Here is a 14,299-nt window from a genome sequence, read left to right on the forward strand (position 1 = left end):
CGTTCAAACCTTCGTCTGCACGCGATACTTGGCGGCTGCTAGTACTTGTTGCCCCTGGTAACCGATTCATATTGTCGCGGGCACTTTTTATCAGGGGGACGGCTTGAAAATCATAAACTGCGGGAATGGTCTACACGAGCGCGAAGTCAAGGGTATCGAAACCCTTGCCTCGCTTCCCACCCATTGGTTTGCCTACACGAACCTTGATTTGGCAACTGCGCCAGGGTCCAGCCGCGAGATAGACGCTATAATTGTTGCAGACGATCGTATCCTTGTAATCGATCTCAAAGATTGGTTCGGCCCTATCGAAAGCCGCGAGGGGCATTGGTTCAACGTCGGGAAGGACTATGGTCCGTCTCCGGTGGCGAAAATCTCAGCGAACGCGCGCAGCATTTTTATCCAGCTCGATGCTCATCTTAAGCGACATGCAAAAGGCGCCAAGGTAATCGTGCCTAAAGTGCAAGGTCTAGTGGTGTTGACGAAGGTCACGGACCTTAGCGGAATTTCGGAAACAGAGCGTCAAGCTGTAATGCCCGTTGCGGCATTTACCTCGGCGCTCAAGTCAGTTCCCAAGCGGATAGAGATTTTTGGCAAGGCCCCTCCGGCCGGCGCACTAACCTCAGTGGAATGGAAGGATCAGCTTTCCAAGTTCTTCAATGTTAGCAAAGGCGTTTTTGTACCCGGGCGTCGTACCTACGGAGGCTTCTACGCTACTTCGGCAGCAGCGGTGTTCGAGCATCCCGGCGGAATCTTTGCAGAATTCGAAGCCAGCGACGAGCGGCAATCACCCACACTTGGCATTCTGAGACTCTGGGATTTTTCAAAGGCCGAGACACGTTTTCAAACTGAAAAAGGGCGCAGCGAGATTGCTGGCCGCGAGCAAGAGGTCATTGCCTATCTGCAAGATCGTTGCGAGCGATGCGATAGCGTCGTCATCGACGGAAAGACCCGAGATCCGAACTTTGGCGTGAGATATTGGGAGGTTTACGACCGCCGACGTCGCCTTCACCGCTTTACGGATTTCGCAAATACCGAGCTACCAGACCTTGGCCGAATTGATCGCATCGAATTGGCCCGACAATTGCTTGCGGCTCTGGATACGCTTCACCTTGCTGAAGCCGCACACCTTGATGTGGGGCAACACAGCGTGTGGGCGCAACGACCTTCGACGGTGCGGCTTTCTCACCTTATGGCAGCGAGCTACCGAGATGTTCGTTCTCTTGGAGAGTCACGTTTTCAATTCCTGTCAACTGGCAAGCTGCCCGAGGACCTTTTCGGTGTCGAAACGACGCCAAAGAGACGGGATGTATTTCTCGCTGCTTCTGTCGTGCATCGCATTCTTCTAGACACCAGTCCGACGTCACCGAGTGGATTTCCCGAATGGGACGCCTCGGCCGATAAAAAATGCGAATATCTCGAATTGCACAGTTGGTTTGAGTCTGCACTAGCGCTTGATCCGACGCACCGATTTAAGGATGCAGGCGAAGCGCTAACCGCATTTAATACGGCTGTCTCCGTCCGGCCCACCCCTGGCGAGGTGCTCCAGGGCCTCGAACGGCACCGAGGTGTCATTAAGAGCCAGATGGCGTTGTTCCAAGCTTATCCCCCGGCCAGTATCCTACGCGACGACGAGACACGTGCCTTGTGGCGGACAAGTAAAGATGGCCGCGATCTATTGGTGAAAGTCTGGAAGCGCGCGTCTTGGGGGGACCAAAGTAAGGAAGGGCCGCGCATCCTCGACTTCCTGGATCAGCTCGCTGAGCTCGCCGCTGCCGAATTTGAAGGTTGCGCAAAGGTCGTTGGCGCGATGTGGCTCGGCGATGCGATCGTCATGGTTCAGGAGTGGATCGATCTGCCCGATCTCGCGCATGTTCTAGCAGAAAAGTCGGACGAATTTAGTGAGCATGCACGTTTGGAGCTGATCGAGGCGCTTGCCCGCCGGTTGGAGCAGTTGCATACGCTCCGCGTAGCGCATGGCGACCTAAAACCGTCCAACATCCTCTTCGATCTAACAGCGCCTAACGCTCCCATAATCGTTGACCTTCTCGATTTTACATCTGCGAACGACGGCGACATCGTAACCGCGCGCTATGCACCTGAAGGCGGCGGTCGTTATGAGAGGGATTGTTTTGCCGTCACAGTTATTGCAGAAGAGCTATTGGAGGGAAGCGGCTCTAGGACTTCAACTCGTGTCCGCGAGGCGATTAGCAAGGTGCGGACTGATGAGCCGCGGAATGCCACCTTGCTTCCGCTGATCGACGCGATAGCTGTCGAAGAAGCTGGCCACCCTGCCATAAATGAGATCCGGCTGGTCAGCCCGCATGTAGATTCTGGGCCATTGCTTCCAGACGAAGGCCGGTATTTTCTGCGCCCTTCGCAATGGGGACGTGATCTCGTTATCCGTGGGGCGTGCGAAGAGCTCGAGATCAAAATCGATGCGAAGGGAAAGCCCTTTCGGCTTGGTCGGCGGGGGCTCGAGCAGTCAAGGATTAAGTTCAACCAACGGTTTGAATTCGGCGCACTCGAGGCTGCCATCGTTGTCGAAGATGGCCCAACCACCGTATTGACTGACTTAGAATTCTTGCTCGAGCGCGAAGATGTCGTATCGGCTTTGGCGCCTGCACAGGCTAAGACAGCCGACGCGGAAGCTACCGAGGCGAGCCAACCGCTCGCGGAGCAGCGCGATGCCGTTCCCGGCGAGCCCCCGGATGACGATCTAATCGAAGCAGTCGCAGCAGAGCAGCGACCAACCGGGCAGGTCGACGTGGCGAGGCTTTGGGAGTTTCTGGTAGACGCCGAGCGAGAACTCGTGACCTTTGGGCAAGTCGCTGAGGACAGTGTTTTCGACAGGTCCAGTAATCGTCACAAGGTCCAGTTCGATTTGCTGAGTGGTTCTTTTGACTACAATCGGCGTGACCGAGTCTTGGTTGAGCGTCAGGATAAAAAGGGAAACTGGCGACCCGTGGGTCAACTTGATCTGCAGCGGTCTAAACCGAGCACTCTGTATTTAGAGAGCATGCGGATTGATCAGAAGGGGGCTGCACCGCTTGTAAATGAAGGCGACGAGCTCCGTTTCCGCAGTCGCATGGAGGAAACAAGCCTCGATAGACGCCAAGCGGCGGTCAAGCGGATTGTAGGCCGAACGTCACGCACTAAAAATCTTATTGGAATTTTCGATCCCCGCAGCGCGTCGAGGCCACAGATGCTGCCTGATCGTCGGGACGTCGAAAAGTTAAAGGAGCAATATGGGCTCAATGACCAGCAGGCGGAGACGCTATCCGCAGTTCTCGCAACGCGGCCGTTGGCTCTTGTCCAGGGGCCGCCGGGAACTGGCAAGACTGTTTTTATCGCCGCGCTTGTCCATGCGGCCCTTACCTCAGGAATGGTCCGTAACGTACTCCTCGCGAGTCAAGCGCACGAAGCCGTTAACAATGCCGCTGAGGCTGTACTTAAGCTTTTCGCGCGCGCCGGCGAAGTGCCCAGCATCCTGCGGGTAGGCAGCGAAGGCGTAGTTTCCGATCGATTGCTTCCGTTCCACGTTGAACGCGTCGAGCAGTTTCAGAAAGATAGGTTCCGGGCCGAAATGCGTGAGCGCCTCGCCATCGCAGCTCGCGGGCTGGGTATCACGGAGGACTTGGCCGAGGCGCTGACGCACATAGAACTCGCAGTGCGGCCAGTGGTAACCCGTATCGCGGCTCTTCGGGACGAGGAAGAGGCTGCGGCGCGCGTCGTAGCGCTGCGCGAAACTATCGGTCAGCAGATCGTACCATTGGGCATTGGTGACGTTCTAACCGCGCAGACTCCTAACGAGGAAATCATCACAGAGATCGTTGGTGCGTGCCTCAATTCTGTACCGCAGGAAATACGTCCAAGCGCTGATCGCGTCTCCAGATTCCAGGCTGCTGCTGCACTGGCGCTTGATTTTGTGGGTGCGGTCTCGACCGAGCAGCGTAGCTTCGAAACTTTCCTTGCAGGTACGCGCCAGATCGTCGCCGGGACGTGCGTCGGCCTTGGTCGTTCGGCGTTGGGCTTGATTTCAACGCCCTTTGATTTAGTCATTGTTGACGAAGCCGCTCGGTGTACCGCCAGCGAGCTCGCGGTGCCGATCCAAGCTGGCGCGTGGGTCGTATTGGTGGGCGACCATAAGCAACTTGAGCCGCAACATCCAGAGTCGGTGGTAGAGGACGTCGCCAAGCGACTAGGGGTGGGCGTGGCAGAGGTCGCTCGCAGTGATTTCGAACGTGTGTTCGAGACACCCTACGGCGCCGGCGCTGGACACACTCTCCGCCGCCAGTATCGTATGCTTCCTCCAATTGGAGAGATCGTATCTAGGTCATTTTATGATGGCCGGCTCGAGCATGCGCGGCCGACACCAATTATTGATCCAAACTCTCTCCCTCCAGACCTGAACGCCGCCGTCACCTGGTTCGACACATCGTCTTTCGGCGAGCGGGCCAAGCAGGCCGATCCCAATCATCGCAGAAGCCTCACAAACACGGTAGAGGCCGACATAATCGTGGCTCTTTTGAAGCGGTGGGGCGAGTGTCAGCCATTCCTCGAATGGCTTGAGCTTCAGAAATCCCATGCACATGCCATCGGCATCATCTGTGCGTATTCGGCGCAGAGGGATCTTGTTCGACGCAAAGTTGCGCTTGCTCCCATCCCTCCTTCACTGCGTGCCTCCCTCAAGGTGGACACGATCGACAGCTATCAGGGCAAGGAAAATCCGATCGTTGTGGTATCACTCACCCGCAATAATTGGGACGGGCCGTCGCGAAGCGGCGTGAAGACAATTCGCCCGGGGTTCCTCGCAAAGCCTAATCGGATCAACGTTGCAATCAGTCGTGCGATGGATCGCCTGGTCCTCGTGGGCAGTCGAACTAGGTGGCAAGACGATGGCCCGATGGACCGGATTGCGAGGGCATTTTCGCACAACATCGAGACGGGTCACGCAAGTAACGTCGATGCCTTGGCTTTGATGGAAGGCGGGCTTGAGGCGGCTTCTCTAGATGTTGCTGGCGACAAATCCTTAGAGGCAGTCCAATGACGGACAAACCGCGTCGTAAGTTAGCAATCCCGCCAGTCCGCGAGGGGCTGGTTGACGATGCCGAAGATGGCCCGTTGCATCTGGCCACAATCGACCTTTCGCTCCCTTGTCGTCGTTTCATCGTGGAGCACAAGGTCGCTGATGTCGGAAAGGTCTCGGTGACCGCTGAGTTCCTTCTTCGCTTTTTGCGAGCTATGGGAACTTGCACCGAGGAAGCGGCTCAGTCCTTTTTCGGCTACAGCCGTCGCGAAATGGCGTATGTGCTGCACGAGGTCGAAGATGCCAACTATGTGCTCCGCAATGACGGTCGCATTAGTCTCACATCAACAGGGCTTTCGCTGTTTCATACCGGCATTGAGGAGCCGCTCATTTATGAGGTCGAGCGTAAGACGGCGCGTGTCGGTTTCGATCTGATATCTCTTGCTCCTGCCGACGGTAGATTTCTGAGTTATTTCGAACGCAACCTTCCAGAGATCCCTGTTGCTGATATCGTGCAAGTGAGTGCGGCGACCGAGCGGGTGCCATCCTCTTTCCGCCGCTTTTACCGCGAACTCGCGCAGAAAATTGACCCGACTTCGACTGCACGGCGTACGCTGTATTCGATCGACAGCGTCGCCGCCGAAGAGCGTTTCTCGACGCTCGTCCGTGTCCGTCTCGTTTCTACCGGCTTGAAGCCGACTCTGCCTGATATCGACCTCTCCGAGTGGAAGTCCGACTACGAGCTCTCCGATCGAGAAGCTGTGGGGCGTGCAGTTGCAGAGATGATTGAGCGCTTGTCCGTCGGGAGACGGGAGGACGATAGCGAGAGCTATCAGCTTCTGCTTCAACTTGCGCCAGAATATCTCAAGGAATGGACTCGTCGTGACGGATTGAACGTGCAGCGCTTTTACCGGCATGCATTCACAAGCCATGGCGATGTCCGAACCGACCGCCAAACCGTCCCGCTCGTCGGCAGTCTTTTCACTTTGGAAAACGCGCGCCGCTTATTCGACGTTGCAAGCTACGGCCTACGCAACACGCGCCATGCTGCATCGGCAGTTTACTGGGTGGTTCCTCAGGTGCCGCTTTGGGGCAGTACCTCAGTTATGGCCGAAGCGTTAGAGCAATTTCGGGAGAGGGTTATCCGCACGAACGCGGACCTCGCTGTTCGCCAAAATGTCGAAACCATCGCGTTGACCGCCACCCGCTCGGAACGGTGGGTTCGTGAAGCATTCACGCGAGAGCATGGGGCAGATGCTAAGGTATTTCCCGGGAGCTTCGAGATGTTACTAGCCCCGGGTGCCTTTGTTGCCGTGACGGTCCACGCGCCGATCGGCGCGCCATCAGGCTTCCCTGTGCCGCTCGGTTTCGCCAGCTTCGATCCCCGCGTCCTGGTTAGAGCGGGAGCATTACTTGACGCGAACGCCGCTTCTTTCAAGTTGGGAGACAAGTTGGTGCGAAACTTGATCGCGCCTTCGCCGCCGGAGCAAGCGGAGGAGGCCTCGGAAAGCTGAGTGCATCGAATGCTAGATCTGGGCGATCTCCCGGCACTGTGTTAGTTCTATATCGGATACTTGGGTCGTCACGGGCTTTGACGCCATTGTCGCATGGTTGCCACAGATGTTATGGTCGGCCAGCGGCCGAATTCTCCCATAACATATGGTGTGCGAACGGTAGCAGCCTTCTGAACTCAGTCATTCATTGCCTTCGGCCTGAACCGGCGGCTTCTGCCGGCTCTGAACGCTCTTGCTCAACGAGGCCAGCGCAGTCTTCAGCTCATCAGGGGTGGATGCGAGGTCCTTAGTGTCTTCGAAGGCTTGCGCGACGCGTTCGTTCGCTGATTTCTCGAACTGTTCGAAGCCTTCAGAGACACGTGCTCCTGCTCCAAGAACCGTGGAGGCGGCGATTGGCCCGAGCAGGAGGAACGCGGTCCCGACGATGCCGATTTTGCGGATGATCGGGGATAGCCCGACGAGGCGGTCAACAGTCAATTGTCGTTACCCCACGACGTATAGTGCCGCCATCATGCCGCTCGTCGTGCAAAAACGGTAGGTCGGGCGCGTGCCATTTAGAGGTACTCAAGCAGAGGCGCTTTTCGCATCTAGCTATCGGAGAAGCGTCGGCTAGAGTTCTTCGCAGACGCCCCGCCCGATGCGGCAGCATAGCAACAATGACCGTGATCCCATTTCGAAGCCGCCGCGCATTCCCAGGCTGGCCCATAATGTTAGGCGCACTAGCCGCGAGCGTTTTCGCGTTTGTTGCCGTCTCAGCTTTCTTGGCCTTGGAAGGTACACCTCACGCGACACCGCCCTACGGCGGAGCATCTCAAGCAATCAAGGTGGTCGACGGCGACACCGTTAGGATTGAAGGTAGGACCTATCGTCTTGTCGGCTTTAACACCCCAGAAAAGGGCGATCTGGCACGTTGCGACGACGAGCGGAAACGAGCGGATGCCGCTACCAATCGGCTGCAAGCTCTCATCGCAACGGGCGACGCGCGCCTAAGCCGCGTCGCTTGCGCATGCAAACCGGGTCAGGAGGGCACGAAGCTCTGCAATTACGGGCGCCTTTGCGGAGTGCTAACGGTTACCGGGCGCGACGTGGCTCAGATCATGATTAGAGAGGGGCTTGCCGAGCCGTATGTGTGTAGCGGGACGAGTTGCCCGCGGCGCAGATCGTGGTGTGGCTAGCGTAAGATCGCATTCGAGGTAAGGTGGTCATTTCGGGCCGACCATAATCGATGGCAGTTCAACCGCGCTCAAATGTATTTCCATTGCAGCTTGTTGTTCGGAAAGCCGCTTATTAAGGTATTGCCGTTCAATCTCACTCAACTTCGTTTTGAGCAGGCGCCGATACCGGTCGATGTTGTTGCTATGGGTCCGTAGACGCGCAATTCTTTCTTCGGTCATCGTCCATCTCCCGACGGGCGTGGTCGCAATTACCTTCAAAAATGAAGGGGTTAACCCCACCTCAAATAATGGCAGCCCAAACAGTCCGGTCAAGATCGGTGAAAGGCGCGAGGCGGTAACGAGCTACGATCATGTGCCCGTTTGGCTACACCGCGGCCTGCAACGAAGCTCATTGCTAACGTTGGGCAACGTCGGTCCCTCGATACGCGAACGCACGGCTGTCCCTGCCGACACCCTCGCCGGCGCTGCTGCCTTTGACGGGGTCTGGACGTTGTCGATTCGCGCTTTGCGTGTCCAGCCCCGCCCTTTCGCGCGCGTCTGAAGGCCGGTATCGTTGTTGCCGAAGCCGTGTCCCTAGGGCCCGGCAGCAGTCTCGGGGGGATGAATGCACAAGAACGATGCGGCGATCGTCTTCAGCGCTGGCGACCTGGTTGGGCACTTGAATTGTCGTTACCTCACGCACCTCGACCTCAAGGTCTTGCAGGGCGAACTGGCCAAACCAAAGCTCCGCGATGACCCGACCCTCGATGCCCTGGTAGAGCGGGGCAAGACCCACGAGCAGGGCTTTGTCGACCATCTCGCCAAGCAGGGCGGGACCGTTACCGTCATTGCCGGCGTTGGCATCGATCAAGCATCAGTCGCCCAAACGCGGCAGGTGATGGCGCGCGGCGACGCGGTGATCGTTCAGGCGGCGTTACGGGACGGGCATTGGAGCGGTCGCGCCGACGTCCTGCGACGGGTCGAGACACCAAGCGGTTTGGGCGCCTGGTCATACGAGGTCACCGACACCAAGTTGGCCCATGAGACGAAGGGCAACACGGTCCTGCAGCTCAGCCTCTACTCGGACCTTCTGGCGACCATGCAGCAGAAGGTCCCGGAGACGGCCCACGTCGTGACACCCGGGACGGAGTACCTGCCAGAGGCCTACCGCGTGGCCGATTTTGCGGCGTTCTACCGACGCATCAGGCGAAGTGTGGAGACCTTTGCGGCTACGCCCTCGCATGATGGCCTCTATCCCGACCCGATTGAGCACTGCGAAGTCTGCCGATGGCGCGAGCCCTGTGCTTCGAGGCGACGCGCCGACGATCACCTGTCGCTTGTCGCAGGGATAGCCAAGACCCAGATTGAGGAGCTGGTCCGGCGAGGTGTGGACACCATGGCCGCCCTCGCCACGCTGCCCATCCCGCTGCAATGGCGGCCTGATCGGGGCACTGCGCCAAGCTACGAGAGAGTGCGCGAGCAGGCGAGGCTGCAGGTCGAGGGGCGCGGAGCGGGCCAGCTGATTCACGAGGTGCTGCCGCTGGTGGCGGAATTTGGCTTGTTCCGGCTACCTGAGCCTTCGACCGGCGACATCTTTTTCGATTTCGAGGGCGATCCGTTCGTGGACGGTGGTGGGCTCGAGTTCCTGTTCGGCTATCTTTATGCCGAGGACGACGGTACAGACGCCTATGTCGGCGATTGGGTGACAATACGGCAGCACGAACGGGCGGCGTTCGAGCACTTCATCGACTTCGTCACGGAGCGGCTGACCAAGCACCCCGGCTTGCACATCTATCACTTCGCGCCCTATGAGCCGGCCGCGTTGAAGCGGTTGATGGGACGGTACGCCACGCGAGAGGACGAGGTCGACAACCTACTTCGGGCGGGCGTGTTCGTGGACTTGTTCGCCATTGTCCGGCAGAGCATCCGCGCCAGCGTCGAAAGTTACTCGATCAAGAAGCTGGAGCCGCTGTATCGGTTTGATCGTACCGTTCCGCTGATCGATGTCGGCGGTGCCATGGCGCGAGTGCAGGCCTGCCTCGAGTTGGCCGACGCCGATGGAATTGACCCGGGCGATCAGGCCGTCATCGTCGGTTACAACCGCAACGATTGCGCCTCGACGCGCGCCTTGCGGGACTGGCTTGAGGAGGTGCGGGGCGGGCTAGTCGCGCAGGGGAAGACGATCGATCGGCCACAGCCAAAGGCCCCTGAGATTGGCGAGGATCTTAGTGCTTGGAAACGCCGGGTCGCCGGACTTGTGGTGCGGTTGACCAGCGACGTTCCAGACGACGGGGCCGAACGCAGCGCAGAGCAGCAGGCGCGCTGGTTACTGGCCCACTTGATCGACTTCTTCGGCCGCGAGAACAAGGCGGTCTGGTGGGAGTATTTCCGGCTGAGCGATTTGTCGGCCGAGGATCTCTTGCATGAGCGCGCGGGGTTGGGGGGGCTAACCTTTCTCAGCCACGTTGGCGGAACTGCGAAGGCGCCGATTCATCGCTATAGGTTCACGGTTCAGGAGACCGATATTCGCGCCGATGACGAGTTGAAAAGCGTTGGCGGGGATAAGTTTGGCAGCGTCGTTGCGATTTCCGATGATGACAGAACAATCGACGTTAAGAAGCGCCAGGACACGGTAAATTTTCATCCCGAAGCTGTGTTCGCGCACAAGTTTGTCGGCAATCAAATTCTCGCAGAATCGATCTTCCGAATCGGCGAGCATGTGGCGGATCAAGGGATCCTCGGGCCGGGCGCCTATCGTGCCGCTCGCGATTTGCTGCTCAAAGTCGCTCCACGTCTTCGCGGGCAGGTGTTAGAACAAGCTGGCGAGCCGCCGCTGGCAGCCGCAATGCGCGCTGCGCTCTCGCTTGATCAGAGCGTCTTCCCGGTGCAGGGGCCGCCAGGGGCCGGTAAGACTCATGCCGGTGCACGCATGATCTGCGCGCTTGTGCGCGACAAGCGGACAGTTGGCGTCACCGCCAACAGCCATAAGGTCATTCGACATTTGCTTGACAAATCGCGGGAGGCTGCAGCCGAGCAACGACTTCCAATTCAGTGCATTCAAAAGGTCAAGGATGAACCGACCTCCCTGCCGGGGCTGCAGCAGACGACCGGGAATCCGGATTTCATCGGCGCGCTCAGCAATGGTTGCCAGGTCGGCGGTGCCACCAGCTGGTTTTGGGCGCGTCCGGACGCGTCAGGCATTGTGGATGTTCTGTTCGTAGACGAAGCGGCGCAGATGTCACTGGCAAATGTGCTGGCCGTGTCGCAGGCGGCCGAGAGCATTGTCCTCCTGGGCGATCCAAGGCAGCTTGAGCAGCCGATACAGGGGAGTCATCCGGACGGCGTTGCGACATCGGCGCTTGACCATGTCCTGGGTGGACACGCAACGATAGAGGCCGGCCACGGGCTTTTCCTTGGAGAAACATGGCGCTTGCACCCCGACATCTGCGCCTTCACGTCAGAGCTCTTCTATGAAGGCCGACTTTGCTCGCGCGCGGGATTGGAGCGGCAGGAGATTAGGTCATCGAGCCGCGTGAGCGGGGTGGGCCTTCGTTATCTTGCCGTCCAGCATGTAGGTAACCAGAACTCGTCCCCCGAAGAGGCAGACGAGATCAAAACGCTCGTGGACGAAATTCTCGACAGCAAGGCTAGCTGGGTCGACGGTACGGGAAAGGAAGCTGTCATCAGGCTGGAGGACATTCTGATTATCGCTCCCTATAACGCGCAGGTCTTCGAACTTCAGGAGCGATTGCCGGGCGCGCGCATCGGTACCGTCGACAAGTTTCAGGGACAGGAGGCGCCCATCGTGATTTATTCAATGACGACCTCGTCTCATTCCGATGCCCCGCGGGGAATGGAGTTTCTGTACAGTCTGAACAGGCTAAACGTCGCGACGTCACGGGCAAAGTGTCTTTGCATACTCGTCGCATCTCCGCGCGTATTTCAGGCCGAGTGCCGGACGCCGCGGCAGATGCAGCTCTTAAACGCCTTCTGTAGATATTTGGAGTTAGCAACCAGTTTGGAGTGAATTGTAGGATCGCTTGAATATCCATGCACACCCAGTTTCACTATGGCGAGTGCGTGAGTGCAGTGCGTGTTCGAGACCCTGCGGCTTGCTTAGGCCGACTCGTGTGTGATCACTTCGCAATTCGCTAGGATAAAATTCCGAAAAGTTCGATTGATTGTCAGGTTATGGGTTTCTTAGTTTAGCGAGGGAGTAGAAGTGCGATCCCCACTTGAGCTTGTAGGTGCGCATCCCTGGCAAAGGGCTGTATTTACGACCTACTCCCTAAGCCTCTCATTTTTTGAGTCTGCCATTCTTGATCAGCTGGTGAGGGGTGGTGCTCGAAGTGCGCTCATTCTCGCCGACGTAGACGGTGTGCGCGGAGCTCTGAGTGAGCAGGGAGCAAGACGGGCCGGCAAAGAATACAACATCGAGCCAATCAAGGTGCCGACTGGCGTGTTTCACGCTAAGGTCACTGCTCTCGCGGGAGAGGGCGAATGCCATGTCATGGTTGGTTCGGGAAATCTAACATTTGGCGGCTGGGGCGGAAATTTTGAACTGTTTGAGCATGTCCACTCAGCATCCGCAGCGGACGCCATTCGCGACACGTCTGACTTCTTCGATGGACTTGCCGAAGGTCTGCGCGCTCGCCACGGTGCTCAGTCAGAATGTCGTGATCTCGCTGCAGTGCTTCGTCAAACAGTCGAAGGTGTAAGGGGTGATGGACGCATACGATTGTTCCACAATCTCCGCCGGTCGATCCTGGACCAGATCTCGGAGCTGGCTGCTGATCTCGGTGGTGCGACACGACTCGTCGCAGCATCGCCGTTTTGGGATGGCGCGACCGCGATCAATAGCCTTTGCGATTCCCTAAAGGTGGATCGCGTGCACGTTCATGCGCATCCCTCGGGTGTCGTGCGCGGGTCATTTGGTTCTAACTGGCCGAAAGTCTCTCCGAAGGGGAAAGTTGTGCCGGTTTGCCTTGATCACTTTGATCTTAGCGGGGATCGTCGCTTGTCGCACGCTAAGGCTATCGAGATCATCTGCCGAAAGGGCAGGCTCATTATCACTGGAAGTGCGAACGCCACCAGGGCGGCTCTTGGAGATGGAGGCAATGTCGAAACCTCTATCGTTAGGATTGAGGAGGATCGGTCAGATGGATGGACGTTTAAGCCGGCGTATCCCTTAGAGCAATTGGACGCGCTCGATGACGACACGGAAGAAGAGGAGACCATTGGAATTCTCCGCGCAACCCTCGAGGAGGATACGCTGTACGGACAAATACTCCAGCCACGTTTGCAGGGATCTGCCGCCGCCTTCCTCATCACGTCGGAGGGAAGCCGCCGTTTAGGGAAAGTTCAACTTGATGATGCGTCACGATTTACGGTCGTGGCGACCGGGTTGGAAGTGCAGATCCTCCAAGGCAATCGGTTTACTCTAAGGATCGAGAATGAGCACGGGAGAGCCGAAGGGTTTATCTCGTTTGCCGCCTTCACCGAGATCTCTAAGCGGTCTGGCGCCCTCGCATCACGACTGTTTGCCTTGCTTGCTGGTACTGAGACGCCCGCCGACGTGGCGGCTGTTATGAGCTGGATTTACGACAACCCTAATGTCCTCAACCGAAACCTTTTTGGATCGCACGCTTCAGCAGGAACGAAGTCACAAGCAGAAGACGAAACTATTCCGGTCAATCTGCTCGGAAGTTCGCTTGCCCCTCCCCAGCCGAGTCAATCTGCGGGGAACAAGAATTCGCAAGAGTCATGGAAGCGCTTTGTCGATGCTTTTCTTGCGTCGCTCCGCGAGCGCCGTGGGCCATTTCAGGGACAGATAGCCAATCCCCTTGGCGACGATGAGGACGATGAAGATGAGGGCGGTGGAACGAAAGAACCAGCGCGTGAAACGGACCCCTGGATTAAACGCTCTATGGCGATCTTTTATAAGGTGTTTGGAGCGCTCCTGACCAACGAGAACACTCAACGGTTCTTTTGGGTCGCCTTTGACTTGGCACAGTATGTATGTCGTAGGCTTGAGCCGGAGCCGGCCGAAGTCTCTAGCTGGTTGTCTACGCTCGTCAGAATGTATGATGAAGGCGTCGTCGACGTTGAAAGACGGGATACCATTGCCGCGGCAACACTGCTGCTTCACGCCGATGATGCATCCGACGACGGAGCGCGGGCCGCTCGTCTGCGACTGCTTCGCATGAAAGTTGCAATTGAGGGCGCCTGTCCAGATATGGGTGCAGTCGACGGCTTTCGCGCGGCTCTCGGAGCGGGCGCGGATTTTGAGAAGCAGTGGGAGCGTATTAGAGTAATCAGAACGATGCCGGAGCAGGTCCAAGAGTTTCTCAAGGCTATTGAAAATAATGGTCCATCGTCGGGATATCCGGATTTGCCGCTCAACCGGGACGAGTGGCCGACACTGGAGCGAGCGCTAGAAGAGGTTGAGAGCCGAGAAGACTTCAAAGTGGTCCCGAGGGGAACGAGGGCCTGCCCTCGTTGCTCATATGATCTTCCCAGAGAGCAGATCGGAAATCTCCGTTCCAAAGCTGTAGCGACGGCCAAAAATTGCTGTGGCCTTGTGCTGGTTTGTGCAGAGGTTTGAA

6 protein-coding genes are annotated in these 14,299 nt (G+C 57.7%); 4 read left to right on the forward strand and 2 right to left on the reverse strand.

All coding sequences use genetic code 11. The features are described from left to right. Window positions 1–103 precede the first annotated feature (103 nt). Both OWC48_RS11985 and OWC48_RS11990 read left to right on the forward strand, forming a co-directional pair. On the forward strand, window positions 104–5,047 hold the full coding sequence (locus OWC48_RS11985; protein ID WP_282520174.1) for an AAA domain-containing protein: 4,944 nt from the start codon (window positions 104–106) through the stop codon (window positions 5,045–5,047). Then, entirely contained in the window at window positions 5,044–6,540 is a 1,497-nt protein-coding gene (locus OWC48_RS11990; RefSeq protein ID WP_282520175.1) for a hypothetical protein, read from the forward strand. Before OWC48_RS11985 ends, OWC48_RS11990 begins: the two co-directional genes overlap by 4 nt. A 180-nt stretch (window positions 6,541–6,720) precedes the next feature. Here the strand turns inward: OWC48_RS11990 and OWC48_RS11995 are convergent, their stop codons facing one another. Together OWC48_RS11995 and OWC48_RS12000 are read right to left on the reverse strand one after the other, a co-directional pair. Next, window positions 6,721–7,017 carry a hypothetical protein gene (locus tag OWC48_RS11995; RefSeq protein ID WP_282520176.1) on the reverse strand — a complete coding sequence of 99 codons (297 nt, stop codon included), beginning with the start codon at window positions 7,015–7,017 and terminating at the stop codon, window positions 6,721–6,723. A 725-nt stretch (window positions 7,018–7,742) separates the two neighbouring features. Continuing rightward, window positions 7,743–7,934, reverse strand: coding sequence for a hypothetical protein (locus OWC48_RS12000; protein ID WP_282520177.1), 192 nt, complete (start codon window positions 7,932–7,934; stop codon window positions 7,743–7,745). 385 nt (window positions 7,935–8,319) lie between these two features. On the opposite strand from OWC48_RS12000, the gene OWC48_RS12005 reads away from it, so the two are divergent. Together OWC48_RS12005 and OWC48_RS12010 are read left to right on the forward strand one after the other, a co-directional pair. Continuing rightward, window positions 8,320–11,721, forward strand: coding sequence for a TM0106 family RecB-like putative nuclease (locus OWC48_RS12005; protein ID WP_282520178.1), 3,402 nt, complete (start codon window positions 8,320–8,322; stop codon window positions 11,719–11,721). Between the two features lie 195 nt (window positions 11,722–11,916). Then, window positions 11,917–14,298, forward strand: coding sequence for a hypothetical protein (locus OWC48_RS12010; RefSeq protein WP_282520179.1), 2,382 nt, complete (start codon window positions 11,917–11,919; stop codon window positions 14,296–14,298). The last annotated feature ends 1 nt before the right edge of the window (window position 14,299 follow it).

It is taken from the genome of Bradyrhizobium sp. Arg816, assembly GCF_029989365.1.
Classification (GTDB): domain Bacteria; phylum Pseudomonadota; class Alphaproteobacteria; order Rhizobiales; family Xanthobacteraceae; genus Bradyrhizobium.